At 52.1% G+C, this 24,416-nt stretch carries 20 protein-coding genes and 1 pseudogene; 13 read left to right on the top strand and 8 right to left on the bottom strand.

What is annotated here, in order from left to right; translation table 11 throughout:
* Positions 1–69: 69 nt before the first annotated feature.
* Positions 70–222: a type I toxin-antitoxin system toxin MokC gene (gene mokC, locus C3D30_RS14200; RefSeq protein WP_000809168.1), complete on the bottom strand. Its 153-nt coding sequence runs from the start codon at positions 220–222 to the stop codon at positions 70–72.
* Between the two features lie 584 nt (positions 223–806).
* On the opposite strand from mokC, the gene nhaA reads away from it, so the two are divergent.
* Together nhaA and nhaR are read left to right on the top strand one after the other, a co-directional pair.
* Positions 807–1,973 carry a Na+/H+ antiporter NhaA gene (gene nhaA / locus C3D30_RS14190; RefSeq protein ID WP_000681376.1) on the top strand — a complete coding sequence of 389 codons (1,167 nt, stop codon included), beginning with the start codon at positions 807–809 and terminating at the stop codon, positions 1,971–1,973.
* Positions 1,974–2,032: 59 nt separating this feature from the next.
* On the top strand, positions 2,033–2,938 hold the full coding sequence (nhaR, locus tag C3D30_RS14185; protein ID WP_000062880.1) for a transcriptional activator NhaR: 906 nt from the start codon (positions 2,033–2,035) through the stop codon (positions 2,936–2,938).
* A 95-nt stretch (positions 2,939–3,033) separates the two neighbouring features.
* Here the strand turns inward: nhaR and rpsT are convergent, their stop codons facing one another.
* Positions 3,034–3,297 (bottom strand): 30S ribosomal protein S20, encoded by a 264-nt coding sequence (gene rpsT / locus C3D30_RS14180; protein ID WP_001274019.1) that lies wholly within the window; start codon positions 3,295–3,297, stop codon positions 3,034–3,036.
* A 102-nt stretch (positions 3,298–3,399) separates the two neighbouring features.
* Between rpsT and C3D30_RS14175 the strand changes: the two are divergent.
* The 11 genes and pseudogenes from C3D30_RS14175 (at position 3,400) to caiF (ending at position 16,875) form a co-directional block, all read left to right on the top strand.
* Positions 3,400–3,617 (top strand): annotated as a pseudogene (locus tag C3D30_RS14175) (DUF2575 domain-containing protein).
* A gap of 7 nt (positions 3,618–3,624) precedes the next feature.
* Positions 3,625–4,566: a bifunctional riboflavin kinase/FAD synthetase gene (ribF, locus tag C3D30_RS14170; protein ID WP_016159418.1), complete on the top strand. Its 942-nt coding sequence runs from the start codon at positions 3,625–3,627 to the stop codon at positions 4,564–4,566.
* 42 nt (positions 4,567–4,608) lie between these two features.
* The gene (gene ileS, locus C3D30_RS14165; RefSeq protein WP_105287019.1) at positions 4,609–7,425 is read left to right on the top strand and encodes an isoleucine--tRNA ligase; all 2,817 of its coding nucleotides are present in this window, start codon (positions 4,609–4,611) and stop codon (positions 7,423–7,425) included.
* Positions 7,425–7,919, top strand: coding sequence for a signal peptidase II (gene lspA, locus C3D30_RS14160; RefSeq protein WP_000083379.1), 495 nt, complete (start codon positions 7,425–7,427; stop codon positions 7,917–7,919). The genes ileS and lspA overlap by 1 nt, the downstream gene beginning before the upstream one ends.
* Positions 7,920–8,005: 86 nt before the next feature.
* Positions 8,006–8,455, top strand: coding sequence for an FKBP-type peptidyl-prolyl cis-trans isomerase (gene fkpB, locus C3D30_RS14155; RefSeq protein ID WP_000004655.1), 450 nt, complete (start codon positions 8,006–8,008; stop codon positions 8,453–8,455).
* Between the two features lies 1 nt (position 8,456).
* Positions 8,457–9,407 carry a 4-hydroxy-3-methylbut-2-enyl diphosphate reductase gene (gene ispH / locus C3D30_RS14150; protein ID WP_001166391.1) on the top strand — a complete coding sequence of 317 codons (951 nt, stop codon included), beginning with the start codon at positions 8,457–8,459 and terminating at the stop codon, positions 9,405–9,407.
* A 65-nt stretch (positions 9,408–9,472) separates the two neighbouring features.
* Positions 9,473–10,387, top strand: a complete 915-nt coding sequence (rihC, locus tag C3D30_RS14145) for a ribonucleoside hydrolase RihC (protein ID WP_001239106.1) — start codon at positions 9,473–9,475, stop codon at positions 10,385–10,387.
* A gap of 166 nt (positions 10,388–10,553) precedes the next feature.
* The gene (gene dapB, locus C3D30_RS14140) at positions 10,554–11,375 is read left to right on the top strand and encodes a 4-hydroxy-tetrahydrodipicolinate reductase (protein WP_105287018.1); all 822 of its coding nucleotides are present in this window, start codon (positions 10,554–10,556) and stop codon (positions 11,373–11,375) included.
* Positions 11,376–11,831: 456 nt separating this feature from the next.
* Positions 11,832–12,980: a glutamine-hydrolyzing carbamoyl-phosphate synthase small subunit gene (gene carA / locus C3D30_RS14135; RefSeq protein ID WP_001589662.1), complete on the top strand. Its 1,149-nt coding sequence runs from the start codon at positions 11,832–11,834 to the stop codon at positions 12,978–12,980.
* Between the two features lie 17 nt (positions 12,981–12,997).
* On the top strand, positions 12,998–16,219 hold the full coding sequence (gene carB, locus C3D30_RS14130; protein ID WP_001126396.1) for a carbamoyl-phosphate synthase large subunit: 3,222 nt from the start codon (positions 12,998–13,000) through the stop codon (positions 16,217–16,219).
* Positions 16,220–16,479: 260 nt separating this feature from the next.
* Positions 16,480–16,875, top strand: a complete 396-nt coding sequence (gene caiF, locus C3D30_RS14120; protein ID WP_000333116.1) for a carnitine metabolism transcriptional regulator CaiF — start codon at positions 16,480–16,482, stop codon at positions 16,873–16,875.
* 118 nt (positions 16,876–16,993) lie between these two features.
* Here the strand turns inward: caiF and caiE are convergent, their stop codons facing one another.
* From caiE to caiT, 6 genes are all read right to left on the bottom strand, one after another.
* A complete protein-coding gene (gene caiE / locus C3D30_RS14115; protein WP_000122891.1) occupies positions 16,994–17,584 on the bottom strand; it encodes a carnitine operon protein CaiE in 591 nt (196 codons plus the stop codon).
* Positions 17,585–17,589: 5 nt separating this feature from the next.
* Entirely contained in the window at positions 17,590–18,375 is a 786-nt protein-coding gene (gene caiD / locus C3D30_RS14110; RefSeq protein WP_000004402.1) for a crotonobetainyl-CoA hydratase, read from the bottom strand.
* Positions 18,376–18,484: 109 nt separating this feature from the next.
* Complete coding sequence (gene caiC, locus C3D30_RS14105) at positions 18,485–20,038, bottom strand: crotonobetaine/carnitine-CoA ligase (protein WP_105287017.1); 1,554 nt, start codon at positions 20,036–20,038, stop codon at positions 18,485–18,487.
* Between the two features lie 71 nt (positions 20,039–20,109).
* Positions 20,110–21,327, bottom strand: coding sequence for an L-carnitine CoA-transferase (gene caiB / locus C3D30_RS14100; protein WP_000349943.1), 1,218 nt, complete (start codon positions 21,325–21,327; stop codon positions 20,110–20,112).
* Between the two features lie 117 nt (positions 21,328–21,444).
* Positions 21,445–22,587, bottom strand: a complete 1,143-nt coding sequence (gene caiA, locus C3D30_RS14095; protein ID WP_000347117.1) for a crotonobetainyl-CoA dehydrogenase — start codon at positions 22,585–22,587, stop codon at positions 21,445–21,447.
* Positions 22,588–22,617: 30 nt separating this feature from the next.
* Positions 22,618–24,132, bottom strand: coding sequence for an L-carnitine/gamma-butyrobetaine antiporter (gene caiT / locus C3D30_RS14090; RefSeq protein WP_000650972.1), 1,515 nt, complete (start codon positions 24,130–24,132; stop codon positions 22,618–22,620).
* Positions 24,133–24,416 lie beyond the last annotated feature (284 nt).

The following is a 24,416-nucleotide window of genomic DNA, read 5'->3' as shown; positions in this document are numbered from 1 at the left end:
AAAAAATAGGGTGCGTTGAAGATATGCGGGCACCTGTAAAGTAGCGGGGATCGCTCCCCGCCGTTGCTCTTACTCGGATTCGTAAGCCGTGAAAACAGCAACCTCCGTCTGGCCAGTTCGGATGTGAACCTCACAGAGGTCTTTTCTCGTTACCAGCGCCGCCACTACGGCGGTGATACAGATGACGATCAGGGCGACTATCATCGCCTTATGCTGCTTCATTGCTCTCTTCTCCTTGACCTTACGGTCAGTAAGAGGCACTCTACATGTGTTCTGCATATAGGGGGCCTCGGGTTGATGGTAAAATATCACTCGGGGCTTTTCTCTATCTGCCATCCAGCTAATGCCTGAGACAGACAGCCTCAAGCACCCGCCGTTATTATACTGCTCTCTTTAATCCATTCTGTTTTATCGATTCTAATCCTGAAGACGCCTCGCATTTTTATGGCGTAATTTTTAAAGGATTCAATTATTTAACGTTGATTTAGCTTTTTATTGCGATTATTGACGATAAATTGGAGATATTTGAAATATCGCCTTAACAAACAGCTCCGGTTTATTGCAAATTAATTATTACTTATTCCGAATAAACCCCTCAGAAATCTTGACATTAAGCTATGATTATCAGGGCTTGAGGTCATCAGCCACCGCTTTCGGGCGCCAAAAACACTCCCTCTGCTGGTGACGCAATTTTCTTTATAGATCGTTAAAAGCGAATTATTCCTACACTATAATCTGATTTTAACGATGATTCGTGCAGAGTAAAATAGTAAAAACGATCTATTCACCTGAAAGAGAAATAAAAAGTGAAACATCTGCATCGATTCTTTAGCAGTGATGCCTCGGGAGGCATTATTCTCATCATTGCCGCTGTTCTGGCGATGATTATGGCCAACAGCGGTGCAACCAGTGGATGGTATCACGACTTTCTTGAGACGCCGGTTCAGCTGCGGGTAGGTTCTCTTGAAATCAATAAAAACATGCTGTTATGGATAAATGACGCGCTAATGGCGATATTTTTCCTGTTAGTTGGTCTGGAAGTTAAACGCGAGCTGATGCAAGGATCGCTGGCCAGTTTACGCCAGGCTGCGTTTCCGGTTATTGCCGCAATCGGCGGGATGATTGTCCCGGCATTGCTCTATTTGGCCTTTAACTACGCCGATCCTATCACTCGTGAAGGGTGGGCAATCCCGGCGGCGACTGATATTGCCTTTGCCCTCGGTGTCCTGGCGTTATTGGGAAGCCGTGTACCGTTAGCACTGAAGATCTTTTTGATGGCACTGGCTATTATCGACGATCTTGGAGCCATCATTATCATCGCCTTGTTTTACACTAATGACTTGTCGATGGCCTCTCTTGGCGTTGCAGCGGTAGCAATTGCGGTGCTCGCGGTGCTGAACATTTGTGGTGTTCGCCGTACGGGAGTTTATATTCTGGTCGGCGTGGTGTTGTGGACTGCAGTGTTGAAATCAGGCGTCCACGCAACGCTGGCAGGCGTCATTGTCGGTTTCTTTATTCCATTGAAAGAGAAGCATGGCCGTTCTCCGGCGAAGCGCCTGGAGCATGTATTGCATCCGTGGGTGGCTTATCTGATTTTGCCGCTGTTTGCTTTTGCCAATGCCGGCGTTTCTCTGCAAGGCGTGACGCTGGATGGCCTGACCTCCATCCTGCCATTAGGGATCATCGCCGGTTTGCTGATTGGCAAGCCGTTGGGTATTAGTTTGTTCTGCTGGCTGGCGCTGCGTTTGAAACTGGCGCATTTGCCGGAGGGAACCACTTATCAGCAAATTATGGCGGTTGGTATCCTGTGTGGTATCGGTTTTACTATGTCTATCTTTATCGCCAGCCTGGCCTTTGGTAGCGTAGATCCAGAACTGATTAACTGGGCGAAATTGGGCATTCTGGTTGGCTCAATCTCTTCGGCGGTAATTGGATATAGCTGGTTACGCATTCGCTTACGTCCATCAGTTTGACTGGACGATGTTCCGGGGAGCCATAAATGGCTCCCTTTTCATTCTTATCAGGGAGAGAAATGAGCATGTCTCATATCAATTACAACCACTTGTATTACTTCTGGCATGTCTACAAAGAAGGCTCTGTGGTTGGCGCAGCGGAGGCGCTTTATTTAACACCACAAACCATTACCGGACAGATCCGGGCGCTGGAAGAGCGCCTGCAAGGGAAATTATTTAAGCGTAAAGGACGCGGTCTGGAACCCAGTGAACTGGGGGAACTGGTCTATCGCTATGCCGATAAAATGTTCACGCTAAGCCAGGAAATGCTGGATATCGTCAACTATCGCAAAGAGTCCAACTTATTGTTTGATGTTGGTGTGGCTGATGCCCTTTCCAAACGCCTGGTCAGCAGTGTTCTGGATGCCGCAGTTGTAGAAGACGAGCAGATTCATCTACGCTGTTTCGAATCGACGCACGAGATGCTGTTAGAGCAGTTGAGTCAGCATAAGCTGGATATGATCATCTCTGACTGTCCGATCGACTCCACCCAACAAGAAGGGCTGTTTTCCATGAAAATTGGCGAGTGTGGCGTCAGTTTCTGGTGCACTAACCCGCTGCCGGAAAAGCCGTTTCCTGCCTGTCTGGAAGAGCGTCGTTTACTTATTCCGGGGCGTCGCTCAATGTTGGGACGCAAGCTATTAAACTGGTTTAACTCTCAGGGCTTAAACGTTGAAATTCTGGGGGAGTTTGATGATGCGGCGTTGATGAAAGCCTTTGGGGCGACGCATAACGCTATTTTCGTTGCACCTTCGCTGTATGCCAATGATTTTTATAATGATAACTCGGTTGTGGAGATTGGGCGAGTTGAGAATGTCATGGAAGAGTACCATGCGATTTTTGCCGAAAGGATGATTCAACACCCTGCGGTACAGCGTATTTGCAATGCTGATTACTCTGCGCTGTTTACGCCAGCCGCGAAATAACCATTCGTACTTTGCAGGCTGCAGTTTTGGCCTGCTGGAGACATAAAAAAACCCGCTTACGCGGGTTTTTTTACAAAGCTGACAACAAAAGGCGATTAAGCCAGTTTGTTGATCTGCGCAGTCAGGTTAGCCTTATGACGTGCAGCTTTGTTTTTGTGGATCAGACCTTTAGCAGCCTGACGGTCCACGATCGGTTGCATTTCGTTAAATGCTTTCAGTGCAGCAGCTTTGTCGCCAGCTTCGATAGCTGCGTATACTTTCTTGATGAAAGTACGCATCATAGAGCGACGGCTTGCGTTGTGCTTACGAGCCTTTTCAGACTGAATGGCGCGCTTCTTAGCTGATTTGATATTAGCCAAGGTCCAACTCCCAAATGTGTTCTATATGGACAATTCAAAGGCCGAGGAATATGCCCTTTTAGCCTTCTTTTGTCAATGGATTTGTGCAAATAAGCGCCGTTAATATGGCGGCGCTCGTTACGTAGTGATGGCGCAGGATTCTACCAGCTTGCGTGGTGTGAATACAGCTTTTCCGCGATAAAATTGCAGCAGGTCGTTAGTTTCTTACCGTGATTTGCGCCATGGCAATGAAAAGCCACTTCTTTCTGATTTCAGTACTCAATCGCCGGTTAACCTTGACCGCTGTACAAGGTATACTCGGACGATTTTCACTGTTTTGAGCCAGACATGAAGCTGATACGCGGCATACATAATCTCAGCCAGGCCCCGCAAGAAGGGTGTGTGCTGACTATTGGTAATTTCGACGGCGTGCATCGCGGTCATCGCGCGCTGTTGCAGGGGTTGCAGGAAGAAGGGCGCAAGCGCAACTTACCGGTGATGGTGATGCTTTTTGAGCCTCAACCGCTGGAACTGTTTGCTACCGATAAAGCCCCGGCACGCCTGACCCGACTGCGGGAAAAACTGCGTTACCTCGCAGAGTGCGGCGTGGAGTATGTGCTGTGCGTGCGTTTCGACAGGCGTTTTGCGGCGCTGACGGCGCAAAACTTTATCAGCGATCTACTGGTAAAGCATTTGCGGGTAAAATTTCTGGCTGTTGGTGATGATTTCCGCTTTGGCGCTGGTCGTGAAGGTGATTTCTTGTTATTACAGAAAGCTGGCGCGGAATACGGCTTCGACATCACCAGTACGCAAACTTTTTGCGAAGGCGGCGTGCGTATCAGCAGTACCGCTGTGCGTCAGGCATTGGCAGATGACAACCTTGCTCTGGCGGAAAGTTTATTGGGGCACCCGTTTGCCATCTCCGGGCGCGTTGTCCACGGTGATGAGTTAGGGCGCACCATTGGTTTCCCGACGGCAAATGTACCGCTACGCCGTCAGGTCTCCCCGGTGAAAGGGGTTTATGCGGTGGAAGTGCTGGGCCTCGGTGAAAAGCCGTTACCCGGCGTTGCAAACATCGGCACGCGCCCAACGGTTGCAGGTATCCGCCAGCAGCTGGAAGTGCATTTGTTAGATGTTGCAATGGACCTGTACGGTCGCCATATACAAGTAGTGCTGCGTAAAAAAATACGCAGTGAGCAGCGATTTGCGTCGCTGGACGAACTGAAGGCGCAGATTGCGCGTGATGAATTAACCGCCCGCGAATTTTTTGGGCTAACAAAACCGGCTTAAGCCTGTTATGTAATCAAACCGAAATACGGAACCGAGAATCTGATGAGTGACTATAAATCAACCCTGAATTTGCCGGAAACAGGGTTCCCGATGCGTGGCGATCTCGCCAAGCGCGAACCGGGAATGCTGGCGCGTTGGACTGATGATGATCTGTACGGCATCATTCGTGCGGCTAAAAAAGGCAAAAAAACCTTCATTCTGCATGATGGCCCTCCATATGCGAATGGCAGCATTCATATTGGTCACTCGGTTAACAAGATTCTGAAAGACATAATCATCAAGTCCAAAGGGCTTTCCGGTTATGACTCGCCATATGTGCCTGGCTGGGACTGTCACGGTCTGCCGATCGAGCTGAAAGTAGAGCAAGAATACGGTAAGCCGGGTGAGAAATTCACCGCCGCCGAGTTCCGCGCCAAGTGCCGCGAATACGCGGCGACCCAGGTTGACGGTCAACGCAAAGACTTTATCCGTCTGGGCGTGCTGGGCGACTGGTCGCACCCGTACCTGACCATGGACTTCAAAACTGAAGCCAATATCATCCGCGCGCTGGGCAAAATCATCGGCAATGGTCACCTGCACAAAGGCGCGAAGCCAGTTCACTGGTGCGTTGACTGCCGTTCTGCGCTGGCGGAAGCGGAAGTTGAGTATTACGACAAAACTTCTCCGTCCATCGACGTTGCTTTCCAGGCAGTCGATCAGGATGCACTGAAAGCAAAATTTGCCGTAAGCAACGTTAACGGCCCAATCTCGCTGGTAATCTGGACCACCACGCCGTGGACTCTGCCTGCCAACCGCGCAATCTCTATTGCACCTGATTTCGACTATGCGCTGGTGCAGATCGACGGTCAGGCCGTGATTCTGGCGAAAGATCTGGTTGAAAGCGTAATGCAGCGTATCGGCGTGACCGATTACACCATTCTCGGCACGGTAAAAGGTGCGGAGCTGGAACTGCTGCGCTTTACCCATCCGTTTATGGGCTTCGACGTTCCGGCAATCCTCGGCGATCACGTTACGCTGGATGCCGGTACGGGGGCTGTTCACACCGCGCCTGGCCACGGCCCGGACGACTATGTGATTGGGCAGAAATATGGCCTGGAAACCGCTAACCCGGTTGGCCCGGACGGCACTTATCTGCCGGGTACTTACCCGACTCTGGATGGTGTGAACGTCTTTAAAGCGAACGATATCGTCGTTGCGCTGCTACAGGAAAAAGGCGCGCTGCTGCACGTTGAGAAAATGCAGCACAGCTATCCGTGCTGCTGGCGCCACAAAACGCCGATCATCTTCCGCGCAACCCCGCAGTGGTTCGTCAGCATGGATCAGAAAGGTCTGCGTGCGCAGTCACTGAAAGAGATCAAAGGCGTGCAGTGGATCCCGGACTGGGGTCAGGCGCGTATCGAGTCGATGGTCGCTAACCGTCCTGACTGGTGTATCTCCCGTCAGCGTACCTGGGGCGTACCGATGTCGCTGTTCGTGCACAAAGACACTGAAGAGCTGCATCCGCGTACCCTCGAACTGATGGAAGAAGTCGCTAAACGCGTTGAAGTTGACGGCATCCAGGCGTGGTGGGATCTCGATGCGAAAGAAATCCTCGGCGACGAAGCTGACCAGTACGTGAAAGTGCCGGATACGCTGGACGTGTGGTTTGACTCCGGATCTACCCACTCTTCCGTTGTTGACGTGCGTCCGGAATTTGCCGGTCACGCAGCGGATATGTATCTGGAAGGTTCAGACCAGCACCGTGGCTGGTTCATGTCTTCCCTGATGATCTCCACCGCGATGAAGGGCAAAGCGCCGTATCGTCAGGTACTGACCCACGGCTTTACCGTGGATGGTCAGGGTCGCAAGATGTCTAAATCCATCGGCAACACTGTTTCGCCGCAGGATGTGATGAACAAACTGGGCGCGGATATTCTGCGTCTGTGGGTGGCATCAACCGACTACACCGGCGAAATGGCCGTTTCTGACGAGATCCTGAAACGTGCTGCTGACAGCTATCGTCGTATCCGTAACACCGCACGCTTCCTGCTGGCAAACCTCAATGGTTTCGATCCGGCAAAAGATATGGTGAAACCGGAAGAGATGGTGGTACTGGACAGATGGGCCGTGGGTTGTGCGAAAGCGGCTCAGGAAGACATCATCAAGGCGTACGAAGCATACGATTTCCACGAAGTGGTACAACGTTTGATGCGCTTCTGTTCCGTTGAGATGGGTTCCTTCTACCTCGACATCATCAAAGACCGTCAGTACACCGCGAAAGCGGATAGCGTTGCGCGTCGTAGCTGCCAGACTGCGCTGTATCACATCGCAGAAGCGCTGGTTCGCTGGATGGCGCCGATCCTCTCCTTCACCGCTGATGAAGTGTGGGGCTACCTGCCGGGCGAACGTGAAAAATACGTCTTCACCGGTGAGTGGTACGAAGGCCTGTTTGGTCTGGCAGACAGCGAAGCGATGAACGATGCGTTCTGGGACGAGCTGCTGAAAGTGCGTGGCGAAGTGAACAAAGTCATCGAGCAGGCACGTGCCGACAAGAAAGTGGGTGGCTCGCTGGAAGCGGCGGTAACGCTGTACGCAGAACCGGAACTGGCGGCGAAGCTGACCGCGCTGGGTGATGAATTACGATTTGTCCTGTTGACCTCTGGCGCTGCCGTTGCAGACTATAACGACGCACCTGCTGATGCGCAGCAGAGCGAAGTACTCAAAGGGCTGAAAGTCGCGTTGAGTAAAGCCGAAGGTGATAAGTGCCCACGCTGCTGGCACTACACCCAGGATGTCGGCAAGGTGGCGGAACACGCAGAAATCTGCGGCCGCTGTGTCAGCAACGTCGCCGGTGACGGTGAAAAACGTAAGTTTGCCTGATGAGTCAATCGATCTGTTCAACAGGGCTACGCTGGCTGTGGCTGGTAGTGGTCGTGCTGATTATCGATCTGGGCAGCAAATACCTGATCCTCCAGAACTTTGCTCTGGGGGATACGGTTCCGCTGTTCCCGTCGCTTAATCTGCATTATGCGCGTAACTATGGCGCAGCGTTTAGTTTCCTTGCCGATAGCGGCGGCTGGCAGCGTTGGTTCTTTGCCGGTATTGCGATTGGTATTAGTGTGATCCTGACGGTGATGATGTATCGCTCGAAGGCTACGCAAAAGCTAAACAATATCGCTTACGCGCTGATTATTGGCGGCGCACTGGGCAACCTGTTCGACCGTCTGTGGCACGGCTTTGTGGTCGATATGATCGACTTCTACGTCGGCGACTGGCATTTCGCCACCTTCAACCTCGCCGATACTGCAATCTGTGTCGGTGCGGCATTGATTGTGCTGGAAGGTTTTTTGCCTTCGAAAGCGAAAAAACAATAATAAAACCTGCCGGATGCAGCCTACCGATTGCTGCGAAATCGTAGGCCGCATCCGGCAAAAATCCTCAAATACAAGAGCAAACCTGCATGTCTGAATCTGTACAGAGCAATAGCGCCGTCCTGGTGCACTTCACGCTAAAACTCGACGATGGCACCACCGCCGAGTCTACCCGCAACAACGGTAAACCGGCGCTGTTCCGCCTGGGTGATGCTTCTCTTTCTGAAGGGCTGGAGCAACATCTGCTGGGGCTGAAAGTGGGCGATAAAACCACCTTCTCGCTGGAGCCAGATGCGGCGTTTGGCGTGCCGTCACCGGACCTGATTCAGTACTTCTCCCGCCGTGAGTTTATGGATGCAGGCGAGCCAGAAATTGGCGCAATTATGCTTTTTACCGCAATGGATGGCAGTGAGATGCCTGGCGTGATCCGCGAAATTAACGGCGACTCCATTACCGTTGATTTCAACCATCCGCTGGCCGGGCAGACCGTTCATTTTGATATTGAAGTGCTGGAAATCGATCCGGCACTGGAGGCGTAACATGCAGATCCTGTTGGCCAACCCGCGTGGTTTTTGTGCCGGGGTAGACCGCGCTATCAGCATTGTTGAAAACGCGCTGGCCATTTACGGCGCACCGATATATGTCCGTCACGAAGTGGTACATAACCGCTATGTGGTCGATAGCTTGCGTGAGCGTGGGGCTATCTTTATTGAGCAGATTAGCGAAGTACCGGACGGCGCGATCCTGATTTTCTCCGCACACGGTGTTTCTCAGGCGGTACGTAACGAAGCAAAAAGCCGCGATTTGACGGTGTTTGATGCCACCTGTCCGTTGGTGACCAAAGTGCATATGGAAGTCGCCCGCGCCAGCCGTCGTGGCGAAGAATCTATTCTCATCGGTCACGCCGGGCACCCGGAAGTGGAAGGGACAATGGGTCAGTACAGCAACCCGGAAGGGGGAATGTATCTGGTCGAATCGCCAGACGATGTGTGGAAACTGACGGTCAAAAACGAAGAGAAGCTCTCTTTTATGACCCAGACTACACTGTCGGTAGATGACACTTCTGATGTTATCGACGCGCTGCGTAAACGCTTCCCGAAAATTGTCGGGCCGCGCAAAGATGATATCTGCTACGCCACTACCAACCGTCAGGAAGCGGTACGCGCCCTGGCAGAGCAGGCGGAAGTTGTGTTGGTGGTCGGTTCGAAAAACTCCTCTAACTCCAACCGTCTGGCGGAACTGGCACAGCGTATGGGCAAACGCGCGTTTTTAATTGACGATGCGGCAGATATCCAGGAAGAGTGGGTAAAAGAAGCGAAATGCGTCGGTGTGACCGCTGGCGCATCAGCTCCGGATATTCTGGTACAGAACGTAGTCGCACGTTTACAGCAGCTGGGCGGTGGCGAAGCCATACCGCTGGAAGGCCGTGAAGAAAACATTGTTTTCGAAGTACCGAAAGAGCTGCGTGTCGATATTCGTGAAGTTGATTAAGTCATTAGCAGCCTAAGTTATGCGAAAATGCCGGTCTCGTTACCGGCATTTTTTATGGAGAAAACATGCGCTTGCCGATTTTTTTGGATACCGATCCAGGTATCGACGATGCCGCAGCGATTGCTGCCGCGATCTTTGCCCCACAACTCGATCTCCAACTGATGACGACTGTCGGAGGCAATGTCTCGGTGCATAAAACTACCCGAAATGCGCTGCAATTGCTGCATTTCTGGAATGCGGATATCCCACTCGCCCAGGGGGCGGCAACACCGCTAGTTCGCGCACCGCGTGATGCGTCTTATGTTCATGGCGAATCCGGCATGGAAGGTTATGACTTCGTTGAGCACAATCGGAAACCACTGGAGAAACCGGCGTTTCTGGCGATTCGTGATGCGCTAATGTGCGCGCCAGAACCGATTACGTTGGTGGCGATCGGCCCGTTGACGAATATCGCGCTATTGCTTTCACAGTGCCCGGAATGCAAACCACATATTCGTCGTCTGGTCATCATGGGTGGTTCTGCCGGTCGTGGCAATTTCACGCCAAATGCCGAGTTTAATATTGCTATTGATCCCGAAGCGGCAGCCCAGGTCTTCCAGAGCGGGCTGGAGATTGTGATGTGTGGCCTGGACGTTACCAATCAGGCGATGCTAACTCCCGAATACCTCACCACACTGCCGGAATTGAATCGCACCGGAAAAATGCTTCATGCACTGTTTAGCCACTACCGCAGCGGCAGTATGCAAAGTGGCTTGCGAATGCACGATCTCTGTGCCATCGCGTGGCTGGTGCGCCCGGACTTGTTCACTCTCAAGCCGTGTTTTGTGGCGGTAGAAACGCAGGGTGAATTTACTGCAGGTACGACAGTCGTCGATATTGACGGTCGGCTGGATAAACCGGCAAATGTTCAGGTTGCGCTGGATCTGGATGTGAAAGGTTTCCAGCAGTGGGTGGCGGAGGTGCTGGCGCTGGCGCCGTAACCAGTCACATGTTATCGGCATGTAGTCATTCACTGACTCATGCCTTTCACTGATATCCCTCCCTGTTTATCATTAATTTCTAATTATCAGCGTTTTTGGCTGGCGGCGTAGCGATGCGCTGGTTACTCTGAAAACGGTCTATACAAATTAACAAAAGAGAATAGCTATGCATGATGCAAACATCCGCGTTGCCATCGCGGGAGCCGGGGGGCGAATGGGCCGCCAGTTGATTCAGGCGGCGTTGGCATTAGAGGGCGTGCAGCTTGGCGCGGCGCTGGAACGCGAAGGATCTTCTTTACTGGGCAGCGATGCTGGCGAACTGGCCGGTGCCGGGAAAACCGGCGTTATCGTACAAAGCAGCCTTGATGCTGTAAAAGATGATTTTGATGTATTTATCGATTTTACTCGTCCGGAAGGCACGCTGAATCATCTGGCCTTTTGTCGCCAACACGGCAAAGGAATGGTGATCGGCACTACGGGTTTTGACGAAGCAGGCAAACAGGCGATTCGTAATGCCGCCGAAGATATTGCGATTGTCTTTGCCGCCAACTTTAGCGTCGGTGTCAACGTCATGCTTAAGTTGCTGGAGAAAGCGGCTCAGGTAATGGGTGACTACACTGATATCGAAATTATCGAGGCTCATCATCGACATAAAGTCGATGCGCCGTCAGGCACCGCGCTGGCGATGGGGGAAGCGATTGCCCATGCGTTGGATAAAGATCTGAAAGATTGTGCCGTTTACAGCCGCGAAGGGCATACCGGTGAACGCGTTCCCGGAACGATAGGTTTTGCCACCGTCCGCGCCGGAGACATTGTGGGCGAGCATACTGCGATGTTTGCCGATATTGGTGAGCGTCTGGAGATTACCCATAAGGCTTCCAGCCGTATGACTTTTGCCAACGGTGCGGTAAGATCGGCTTTGTGGCTTAATAGCAAGAAAAGTGGTCTTTTTGATATGCGAGATGTGCTTAATCTCAACAGTTTATAGTTATAAAATACTGTCAATGACGAAAAAATAACTTATTTAATCTAATGATTTTACAGGTCTTTATTTTTAAGGCCTGTTATTTTTGTTGTTTGGTGATGGTTTTTTACTAATGAGTGAGAAAGTAAGTGTTTTGTGGCTGATAATTGTTGTTTTAATGTAAATTTTGACCATCTGGTCTACTTTTCTTCTCCGGTTTTTGCATTTACATATTCTTCTCGCTGCGCAAGCGTTTTCTAGACCTTGTTAGATGGTGTTTTTGTCGGTTAGTGCCCGTAAAACAGGCATGAGGCATAAAATTATATAATAAATCCCGCTGTTGAGTTGACTTTTAGCTCCCATATCTCCAGAATGCCGCCGTTTGCCAGAAATTCGTCGGTAAGCAGATTTGCATTGATTCATCGCATCATTGTGAATTAATATGCAAATAAAGTGAGTGAATATTCTCTGGAGGGTGTTTTGATTAAGTCAGCGCTATTGGTTCTGGAAGACGGAACCCAGTTTCACGGTCGGGCCATAGGGGCAACAGGTTCGGCGGTTGGGGAAGTCGTTTTCAATACTTCAATGACCGGTTATCAAGAAATCCTCACTGATCCTTCCTATTCTCGTCAAATCGTTACTCTTACTTATCCCCATATTGGCAATGTCGGCACTAATGACGCCGATGAAGAATCTTCTCAGGTACATGCTCAAGGTCTGGTGATTCGTGACCTGCCGCTGATTGCCAGCAACTTCCGTAATACCGAAGACCTCTCTTCTTACCTGAAGCGCCATAACATCGTAGCGATTGCCGATATCGATACCCGTAAGCTGACGCGTTTACTGCGCGAGAAAGGCGCACAGAACGGCTGCATCATCGCGGGCGACAACCCGGATGCGGCGCTGGCGTTAGAAAAAGCCCGCGCGTTCCCAGGCCTCAATGGTATGGATCTGGCAAAAGAAGTGACTACCGCAGAAGCCTATAGCTGGACACAAGGGAGCTGGACGCTGACCGGCGGCCTGCCAGAAGCGAAAAAAGAAGACGAGCTGCCGTTCCACGTCGTGGCTTACGATTTTGGTGCCAAGCGCAACATCCTGCGGATGCTGGTGGACAGAGGCTGTCGCCTGACCATCGTTCCGGCGCAAACTTCTGCGGAAGATGTGCTGAAAATGAACCCGGACGGTATCTTCCTCTCCAACGGTCCTGGCGACCCGGCACCGTGCGATTACGCCATTACCGCCATCCAGAAATTCCTCGAAACAGATATTCCGGTATTCGGCATCTGCCTCGGCCATCAGCTGCTGGCGCTGGCAAGTGGTGCGAAGACCATCAAAATGAAATTTGGTCACCACGGCGGCAACCATCCGGTTAAAGATGTGGAGAAAAACGTGGTGATGATCACCGCCCAGAACCACGGTTTTGCGGTGGATGAAGCAACATTACCTGCAAACCTGCGTGTCACGCATAAATCCCTGTTCGACGGTACGTTACAAGGGATTCATCGCACCGATAAACCGGCGTTCAGCTTCCAGGGACACCCTGAAGCCAGCCCTGGGCCACACGATGCAGCGCCGTTGTTCGACCACTTTATCGAGTTAATTGAGCAGTACCGTAAAACCGCTAAGTAATCAGGAGTAAAAGAGCCATGCCAAAACGTACAGATATAAAAAGTATCCTGATTCTGGGTGCGGGCCCGATTGTTATCGGTCAGGCGTGTGAGTTTGATTACTCTGGCGCGCAAGCATGTAAAGCCCTGCGTGAAGAGGGTTATCGCGTCATTCTGGTGAACTCCAACCCGGCGACCATCATGACCGACCCGGAAATGGCTGATGCGACCTACATCGAGCCGATTCACTGGGAAGTGGTACGCAAGATTATTGAAAAAGAGCGCCCGGACGCGGTGCTGCCAACGATGGGCGGTCAGACGGCGCTGAACTGCGCGCTGGAGCTTGAGCGTCAGGGCGTGCTGGAAGAGTTCGGTGTGACCATGATTGGTGCTACCGCCGACGCGATTGATAAAGCAGAAGACCGCCGCCGTTTCGACGTGGCGATGAAGAAAATCGGCCTCGAAACCGCGCGTTCTGGTATCGCACATACTATGGAAGAGGCGCTGGCGGTTGCCGCTGAAGTTGGCTTCCCGTGCATCATTCGACCTAGCTTTACTATGGGCGGCAGCGGTGGCGGTATCGCCTATAACCGCGAAGAGTTTGAAGAGATTTGCGCCCGTGGTCTGGATCTCTCCCCGACCAAAGAGCTGCTGATTGATGAGTCGCTGATCGGCTGGAAAGAGTACGAGATGGAAGTGGTGCGTGATAAAAACGACAACTGCATCATCGTCTGCTCTATCGAAAACTTCGATGCGATGGGCATCCACACCGGTGACTCCATTACCGTGGCGCCAGCCCAGACGCTGACCGACAAAGAATATCAAATCATGCGTAACGCCTCGATGGCGGTACTGCGTGAAATTGGCGTTGAAACTGGCGGTTCCAACGTTCAGTTTGCGGTTAACCCGAAAAACGGTCGCCTGATTGTTATCGAAATGAACCCGCGTGTGTCGCGTTCTTCGGCGCTGGCATCGAAAGCCACCGGCTTCCCGATTGCCAAAGTGGCGGCGAAGCTGGCGGTGGGTTACACCCTCGACGAACTGATGAACGACATCACCGGCGGGCGTACACCGGCCTCCTTCGAACCGTCCATCGACTACGTGGTCACCAAAATTCCTCGCTTTAACTTCGAGAAATTCGCTGGCGCTAACGACCGTCTGACCACTCAGATGAAATCGGTTGGCGAAGTGATGGCGATTGGTCGCACGCAGCAGGAGTCTTTGCAAAAAGCCCTGCGCGGCCTGGAAGTGGGCGCGACTGGCTTCGACCCGAAAGTGAGCCTCGACGACCCGGAAGCCCTGACCAAAATCCGTCGCGAACTGAAAGATGCAGGCGCTGAGCGTATCTGGTACATCGCCGATGCTTTCCGCGCGGGTCTGTCTGTAGACGGCGTTTTCAACCTGACCAACATTGACCGCTGGTTCCTGGTGCAAATCGAAGAGCTGGTGCGTCTGGAAGAGAAAGTGGCGGAAGTGGGCATCACTGGCCTGAACGCTGACTTCCTGCGCCAGTTGAAACGCAAAGGCTTTGCCGATGCGCGTCTGGCAAAACTGGCGGGTGTGCGCGAAGCGGAAATCCGTAAGCTGCGCGACCAGTATGACCTGCATCCGGTCTACAAACGTGTGGATACCTGTGCGGCAGAGTTCGCCACCGACACCGCTTACATGTACTCCACTTATGAAGAAGAGTGCGAAGCGAATCCGTCTACTGACCGTGAAAAAATCATGGTGCTCGGCGGCGGCCCGAACCGTATCGGCCAGGGTATCGAATTCGACTACTGCTGCGTACACGCCTCGCTGGCGCTGCGCGAAGACGGTTACGAAACCATTATGGTTAACTGTAACCCGGAAACCGTCTCCACCGACTACGACACTTCCGACCGCCTCTACTTCGAGCCGGTAACCCTGGAAGATGTGCTGGAAATCGTGCGTATTGAGAAGCCGAAAGGCGTTATCGTTCAGTATGGCGGTCAGACCCCGCTGAAACTGGCGCGCGCACTGGAAGCCGCTGGCGTGCCGGTTATCGGCACCAGCCCGGATGCCATCGACCGCGCGGAAGACCGTGAACGCTTCCAGCACGCGGTTGACCGTCTGAAACTGAAACAACCGGCTAACGCCACCGTTACGGCTATTGAAATGGCGGTTGAGAAGGCGAAAGAGATTGGCTACCCGCTGGTGGTGCGCCCATCTTACGTTCTCGGCGGTCGGGCGATGGAAATCGTCTACGATGAAGCCGACCTGCGCCGTTACTTCCAGACGGCGGTGAGTGTCTCTAACGATGCGCCGGTGCTGCTGGATCACTTCCTCGACGACGCGGTAGAAGTGGATGTTGACGCCATCTGCGACGGCGAAATGGTGCTGATTGGCGGCATCATGGAGCACATCGAGCAGGCGGGCGTGCACTCCGGCGACTCCGCATGTTCGCTGCCGGCGTACACCTTAAGTCAGGAAATTCAGGATGTGATGCGCCAGCAGGTGCAGAAACTGGCCTTCGAATTGCAGGTGCGCGGTCTGATGAACGTGCAGTTTGCAGTGAAAAACAACGAAGTTTACCTGATTGAAGTTAACCCGCGTGCGGCGCGTACCGTTCCGTTCGTCTCCAAAGCCACCGGTGTTCCGCTGGCGAAAGTGGCGGCGCGCGTCATGGCAGGGAAATCGCTGGCTGAGCAGGGCGTAACCAAAGAGGTTATTCCGCCGTACTACTCGGTAAAAGAAGTGGTGTTGCCGTTCAACAAATTCCCCGGCGTTGACCCGCTGTTAGGGCCAGAAATGCGCTCTACCGGGGAAGTGATGGGCGTTGGTCGTACCTTCGCTGAAGCGTTTGCTAAAGCGCAACTGGGCAGTAACTCCACCATGAAGAAACAGGGCCGTGCGCTGCTCTCCGTGCGTGAAGGCGACAAAGAACGCGTGGTTGATCTGGCGGCAAAACTGCTGAAACAGGGCTTCGAGCTGGATGCGACCCACGGCACGGCGATTGTGCTGGGTGAAGCGGGTATTAATCCGCGTCTGGTGAACAAGGTGCATGAAGGTCGTCCGCACATTCAGGATCGTATCAAGAATGGCGAATATACCTACATCATCAACACCACGTCAGGTCGTCGCGCGATTGAAGACTCCCGTGTGATTCGTCGCAGCGCGCTGCAATATAAAGTGCATTACGACACCACCCTGAACGGCGGTTTTGCTACTGCGATGGCACTGAATGCCGATGCGACCGAAAAAGTTATTTCGGTACAGGAAATGCACGCGCAGATCAAATAATAGCGTGTCATGGCAGATATTTTTTATCCGCCAATTTGATCGAATAACTAATACGGTTCTCTGATGAGAACCGTTTTTTTTACCAGTAAGGACAATCTTTCCTGGAAACTCTATTTTTGATGATGTAAGCAGGATTTAGCTCACACTTATTGCCAGGGAAGTTGCATACTATCGATATATCCACAATTTTAATATGGCCTTGTTTGATTGCTTCAAAACGAGTCATAGCCAGACTTTTAATTTGTGAAACTGGAGTTCGTATGTGTGAAGGATATGTTGAAAAACCACTCTATTTGTTAATCGCCGAATGGATGATGGCTGAAAATCGTTGGGTGATAGCAAGAGAGATCTCTATTCATTTCGATATTGAACACAGCAAGGCGATTAATACCCTGACTTATATTCTGTCGGAAGTCGCAGAAATAAGCTGCGAAGTTAAGATGATCCCTAATAAGCTGGAAGGGCGGGGATGTCAGTGTCAGCGACTGGTTAAAGTGGTCGATATCGATGAGCAAATTTACGCGCGCCTGCGTAATAACAGTCGGGAAAAATTAGTCGGCGTAAGAAAGACGCCACGTATTCCTGCCGTTCCGCTCACGGAACTTAACCGAGAGCAGAAGTGGCAGATGATGTTGTCGAAGAGTATGCGTCGTTAATTTAATTTCGTTGATACCGCGCGGCCTGGTTGCCGGATGCGATGCTGGCGCATCTTATCCGGCCTACGGTTGCTCTCCAGCCAGGTCGGATAAGGCGTTTACGCCGCATCCGACGATGTTACCGTTTTGGCGTCACATCCGTCGTCCCCTGCAAACGGGGACGATTTTCCTCCATTTGCCTCAACGGTTGCGTTTCATGTAACGCTGCATGGCAACGCCCGACAAGATCCTGATACTCTTTAGTGTTCAATTGCTTCCAGTGCAACTCGTCATCGCTGACGCTGCGCACCGCACGGGCTGGCGTGCCCATCAACAACTGGCGTTTCTCGCCGCAAAAACCTGCTTTGACAAAGCTCATGGCGGCAACAATGCTCTCATCGCCAATGACCGCACCATCCATGATCACGCTGTTCATCCCGACCAATGCATCACGACCGATCACACAGCCATGCAGGATAGCGCCATGACCGATATGACCGTTTTCCCCGACAATGGTGTCAGTATCGCTGTAGCCGTGCATGATGCAGCCATCCTGAATATTGGCTCCCGCTTGCACAATCAGTCGTCCGTAATCACCGCGCAGCGAGGCGAGGGGGCCGATGTAGACACCGGCTCCCACAATCACATCGCCAATCAGTACTGCACTGGGATGGACAAACGCCGTCGGGTGAACCACCGGAATTAATCCCTCAAAGGCGTAATAGCTCACGGTTGTTAACGCCCTTTCCACACCGGATCGCGCTTCTCGGCAAACGCCAGCGGCCCTTCAATGGCATCTTCCGAATGCAGAACTGATGGATAGTGTTTCAACACGCCGCTGCGAATATAGCGATATGCCTCTTCTACTGGCATTTCGCTGGTGGTGCGGTAGATCTCTTTCAGCGCCGCAATCGCCAGCGGGGCGCTGTCAACCAGTTGCTGCGCCAGTTCGCGGGCGTTATCCATCAGTTCCGCCTGGCTAACCACGCGGTTGACTACCCCCCAACGCTGCGCCTCTTCTGCGCCCATTCTTCTGCCAGTCATTACCATTTCATTGACGATGGCAGGCGGCAGGATCTTCGGCAGACGCAGCACGCCGCCGCTGTCCGGGACAATACCCAGTTTGGCTTCCGGCAGGGCGAAGCTGGCGTTATCGGCACAAACAATAAAATCTGCCGCCAGCGCCAGTTCAAAGCCGCCGCCAAAGGCGTAGCCGTTCACGGCTGCGATAACCGGTTTATCGAGATTGAAAATTTCGGTTAACCCAGCAAATCCGCCTGGCCCGAAATCAGCATCCGGCGCTTCGCCTTCTGCTGCCGCTTTTAAATCCCAGCCAGCAGAGAAGAATTTCTCTCCGGCTCCGGTAATAATAGCGACGCGCAATTGCGGATCGTCACGGAAATTAAGAAATACTTCGCCCATCTCAAAGCTGGTTTTTGCATCAATAGCATTTGCTTTTGGACGATCAAGGGTAATTTCCAGAATTGATCCATTGCGGGTCAGATGTAATGATTCACTCATTCCTTTTCTCCATTTTTATTTTTTTCAGGGACGACAACATCCCTGCAAAGAATGCATTTATTTTTAGAACGTGATTATTAGCTGGCAGGATAATTCCCTGCCATTATGTTTATTTCAGATTCTTTCTGATTATTTTCCCCGAGCAATTACGTGGCAGATCTTTTCTGATCTCCAGATAAGATGGCACTTTAAATTTCGCCATATTTTGTTCGCAGAAGCGGAAAAATTCCTCTTCGCTCAATGTTTCACCTTCATTCAGTACCACGAACGCTTTAATGGCTTCATCGCGAATAGAATCTTTAATACCAACAACCACGATATCCTGAATTTTCGGATGGGCGGAGATAATATTTTCCAGCTCCACGCAGGAGACATTTTCTCCGCCGCGTTTGATCATGTTGCAGCGACGATCGACGAAATAAAAAAAGCCCTCTTCGTCGCGGTATCCGGTATCGCCAGTATGCAGCCAGCCATCGGCTTCCAGCACTTTCGCAGTGGCTTGCGGGTTGAGAAAGTACTCTTTGAAGATGGTTTTCCCTGGTTCGCCTTTAATGCAAATTTCGCCGATCTCACCTGCCGGGAGCGGACGATTGTGATCGTCGCGGATTTCCGCTTCGTAGCAAAACCCCGCCCGACCAATCGACGGCCAGCGACGCTTATCGCCGGGGCGATCGCCGATAATGCCGACGATGGTTTCCGTCATCCCATAAGACGTCAGCAAGCGAACGCCGAAGCGTTCACAAAAAGCGTCTTTTTCCTGCTCCGACAAGTTGAGATAAAACATCACTTCCCGCAGGCAGTGTTGTCGATCGTTCGCAGAAGGCGGTTGCACCATCAAGGTGCGGATCATCATCGGAATACATTCGGTGACGGTGGCACTATACTTCTGTACCTGTCCCCAGAAGGCGCGGGCGCTGTATTTCTCGACCAGCACAAAGGTGGCTCCGGCAGAAAACGCCGCCATCGCCGCTGTACACTGGCAGTCGATATGAAACGCAGGCATCACCGTCAGGTAGACGTCATCGTCACGCAGGGCGCACTGCCAGGCGGAGTAATATCCAGCGAAGCGCAGGTTGTAATGGGTAATCACCACACCTTTCGGTCGGGAGGTGGTGCCGGAGGTAAAGAGAATTTCCGCCGTATCGTCGGTCGATAGCGGCGGCACATAGCACAAGGTGGCAGGTTGTTGATCTTTCAGTTGAGTAAACGAACTGACGCCATCATCAGCGGGAAGCGCCACATCGGTCAGGCAAATGTGCCGTAGCTGCGTGGCATCTTCCTGCTGAATCTGTTGATACATAGGATAAAATTGCGCACTGGTCACCAGCAGGCACGCCTGGCTATTTTGCAGGATCCACGCACTCTCTTCGCGTAGCAGGCGGGCGTTAATCGGCACCATAATCGCGCCAATTTTTGCCAGCCCGAACCAGCAAAAGATAAATTCCGGGCAGTTGTCCAGATGCAGCGCGACCTTGTCGCCTTTGCGGATCCCCAGCGTATAAAACAGGTTTGCCGTGCGGTTAATCTCCTGATTTAACTGAAGATAACTGTACCGGTTAACGACTCCGCCGCTGGACTCACAAATCAGCGCCGTTTTATGGCCGTAAACGTCCGCCAGATCGTCCCACATTTGACGTAGATGTTGTCCGCCAATGATATCCATTGCACCTCTATCCATTTTGTTCGTTTGTTATTGGCGGGCGCTAGTCAGTCAAGCCAACTGGCGCCACGCGTTTAGTCCTCAACTTTGGCCAGACCTTTGCTGACCAACTCCTGAATGTCGTTTTCGCTGTAGCCGATATTTTTCAAAATGGCTGCCGTGTCCATGCCGTGTGAGGGCATTCCGCGCCAGATTTGTCCGGGATTATTTTTGAATTTCGGCATCACGTTCGGCCCTTTGCAGGTGCGGCCATCCATCGTTTGCCACTGAGTGATCGATTCACGGGCGACGTACTGTGGATTGCTTTCCAGTTCCGGTACGGTCAGTACTTTGGCACAGGCGATATTCAGTTCGGCAAAGCGTTCTTTTACTTCCGCGATGGTGTGTGCTGCCAGCCAGGCATCGAGTTTCTCTTCTACCAGCGGACCGTAAGGGCATTCGATACGGTGGATAAGCTGGGTGCCTTCCGGGATTTCCGGCGTACCAAGCAGATGCGCAAGGCCAATATCTTTAAAGCACTCTGCGATCTGAGTAATACCCACCAGCTCCATAACGATGTAGCCATCAGCGCATTTGTACAGACCGCAACCGGCGTAGTAGGGATCTTTACCTTTGGTCATGCGCGGGCACATTTCGCCGCCGTTGAAGTAATCCATCATGAAGTACTGACCCATGCGCAGCATCACTTCATACATGGCGATGTCGATACTTTCGCCTTTACCGGTTTCACGCACTTTGTGCAGTGCCGCCAGCGCCGCCGTGGTGGCGGTCAGGCCGGAGAAGTAATCGGCGGTATACGGGAAAGCAGGCATTGGCTGGTCAACATCACCGTTCTGAATCAGGTAACCACTGAAGGCCTGGGCGATGGTGTTATAGGCCGGAAGGTTGGTGTACTCCTCGGTGCCGTACTGCCCAAAACCGGACAAGTGAGCGATAACCAGTTTCGGGTTGTGCTGCCACAGGACTTCATCAGTAATACCACGGCGGGCAAAGGCCGGGCCTTTACTGGCTTCGATGAAGATATCGGTGGTTTCCATTAATTTCAGAAACGCTTCGCGGCCTTCATCTTTGAAAATATTTAACGACAGCGCGTGCAAATTGCGGCGGGAGAGCTGCGGGTAGTTCGGTTGAACGCGAATGGTGTCGGCCCAGGCGACGTTCTCGATCCAGATAACTTCCGCACCCCATTCTGCGAACATTTGCCCGGCAAACGGTCCGGCGATTTCGATACCGGAGAAGACAACGCGCAATCCGGCCAGCGGTCCGAATTTCGGCATGGGTAGATGATCCATATTAGCTCCTGAAAAATTTATGTAGCGCATGACTGCCGGATGCGGCGTAAACGCCTTATCCGGCCAACCGTAGGCCTGATAAGACGCGGCAAGCGTCGCATCAGGCAGCGCACGGACTTAGCGGTATTGCTTCAGCACCGCGCGACCCAGCGTCAGGATCTGCATTTCGTCAGATCCCCCGGAAACGCGGTCTACACGCAGGTCACGCCAGAAGCGGCTGATGCGGTGGTTGCCCGCAATCCCGACACCGCCCAGCACCTGCATTGCGCTATCCACCACTTCAAACGCTGCATTGGCGCAGAAGTATTTACACATCGCCGCATCGCCAGAGGTGATGGTGCCGTTGTCTGCTTTCCATGCTGCTTCATACAGCATGTTTTTCATGGAGTTTAATTTGATCGCCATGTGGGCGAATTTTTCCTGAATCAACTGGAAACGACCAATTGCCTCGCCAAACTGCACGCGCTGATTGGCGTAGCGCGCTGCATCTTCAAAGGCGCACATTGCCGTACCGTAGTTGGTCAGGGCTACCAGGAAACGTTCGTGGTCGAACTCTTCTTTGACGCGGTTAAAGCCGTTACCTTCCCGACCGAACATGTCTTTCTCGTCCAGTTCTACATCGTCAAAGGTGATTTCACAGCAGCTATCCATACGCAGACCGAGCTTCTCAAGTTTGGTCACTTTGATGCCCGGTTTGCTCATATCAACAAACCATTCGGTGTAGACAGGTTTGTCCGGAGAAGCCCCGTCGCGTGCCATCACCACGATGTACGGGGTGTAGGCGCTGCTGGTAATAAAACACTTACTACCATTAAGATAAATCTTACCATTTCTACGGGTATAAGTCGTTTTCAGGCTACCCACGTCGGAGCCAGCGCCCGGTTCAGTAATCGCCGAGTTCCACATCTGCTTACCCGTGCCACGGAACGCCATAATCTTGTCGATCTGCTCTTGTGTGCCTTCGCGCAGGAAGGTGTTAAACCCGCCCGGCAACTGGTACAGCACGTAGGTTGGCGCTCCCAGACGCCCCAGTTCCATCCACACAGCGGCAAGCGTGACGAATCCCGCGTCCAGACCACCGTGCTCTTCCGGGATCAGCAGGCTATCGATACCCATATCCGCCAGTGCTTTGACAAAACGTTCCGGGTAGACGCTGTCACGGTCACACTCGGCAAAATAGGCCTCCCAGTTTTCGCTGGCCATCAGTTCACGTATACCGGCGACAAACAGTTCCTGCTCATCATTTAAATTAAAATCCATCTTTCAACCTCTTGATATTTTGGGGGTTAATTAATCTTTCCAGTTCTGTTTCGCGTCTTTAATAAAGGAGAGCGTCACCATAATGTTGACGAAGAACAGCGGGCATCCTCCGGCGATAATGGCGGTTTGAATCGGTTTCAGGCCGCCGAGCGCCAACAGAACGATGCCGATAATGCCAACCAGGATTGACCAGCCGATACGTACCAGCAGTGGCGGTTCTTCGCCGTCGCGTACTTCGCGGCAGGTGGACATCGCCAGGGTATAAGAGCAGGCGTTAACCAGCGTAACGGTGGCAATAAAGCAGAGAATGAAGAAGCCCCACATGGTGGCGGTGCTGAGCGGCAGAGCGGCCCAGGTTTCGATGATGGCGCGCGCCACACCGTACTGTTCGATCAGGTTCGGAATGTTGATGATGTTTTTATCCATCAACAGCAGAGTGTTACTGCCGAGTACGGTCCACAGGATCCAGGTGGACGCTGTCAGTCCCAGCACCATGCCGAAGCACAGTTCACGCACGGTACGACCACGGGAGATACGGGCGAGGAAGATACTCATCTGGATAGCGTAAATCACCCACCATGCCCAGTAGAACACGGTCCAGCCCTGTGGGAAGCCGCCTTTAGCGATGGGATCGGTATAGAACAACATGCGCGGCAGATACATCAGCAACATCCCCACCGAATCGGTGAAGTAGTTCATGATGAAGCTGGCACCGCTGACAATGAACACCCAACCCAGCATCAGGAAGCTCAGGTAACTACGCACGTCACTGGCGATACGTACCCCTTTTTGCAGACCGCAGGCGACGCAAATGGCGTTGAGGATAATCCAGCAGGTAATGATGATAGCGTCCAGTTGCAGGGTATGCGGAATGCCAAACAACCATTGCATACACTCGGTCACCAGCGGCGTGGCAAGGCCCAGACTGGTGCCCATCGCGAAGATCAAGGCGACGAGATAGAAGTTGTCGACGATAGTGCCGAACAACCCTTTGGCGTGTTTTTCACCTACCAGCGGCACCAGGGTGGAGCTGGGGCGAATCACTTCCATTTTGCGGACAAAGAAGAAGTAAGCGAAGGCGACTGAAAGGAAGCTGTAAGTGGCCCACGGCAGAGGTCCCCAGTGGAACAAGCTGTAAGCCAGCCCCAACTCTTTCGCTCCTGTCGAGTTCGGTTCTAAGCCAAACGGCGGGGTGGAGATGTAGTAGTAGATCTCAATAGAGCCCCAGAACAGTACGGCAGCAGACGTACAGGAGGCGAACATCATAAAGATCCAACTGGCGGTGCTAAATTCCGGTGGTTCGTTACCTAAACGCTTTTTGGCATACGGGCCAAACACCAGCCAGAACCAGCCGAAAAGCATCACCACCATATACCATTCAAATGCCCATCCCCATACATTGGTGACGTAACTGAATACGGCATTAATAACGACATTCGCCGCATCCAGATCTCTGACTGTAAGCCAGCAAAGTATGCCAACGATTATTAACGGCGGAAAGAATACCTTCGGTTCTATTCCCGTTTTTCTCTTTTCATCTTTCATGAGTTAATTCCACTGTGAAAACGAATATTTATTTTGCGTTCCCGTTTGTTTTATTTTTGTTAACATTTAATATAATTATTATTAACCTCGTGAACGCGTTGATTGCTAACTCATAATGGGTATTCAGTTAGCCGTATTCTGTGATGGTAGTCACGTTTTTCTATCGGGTGAAAGCAAGGTGTTTTGATGTAAATATTCCTTGTTAATCAATTTATTATGTTTGATTGTGAGTAAAAAAATAGCATCTGACTTTCAATATTGGTGATCCATAAAACAATATTGAA

Origin of the sequence: Escherichia sp. MOD1-EC5433 (assembly GCF_002966005.1) — a bacterium.
In the GTDB taxonomy this organism is placed as follows: Bacteria; Pseudomonadota; Gammaproteobacteria; order Enterobacterales; family Enterobacteriaceae; genus Escherichia; species Escherichia ruysiae.
This window is presented reverse-complemented; position numbering and strand designations above follow the sequence as displayed.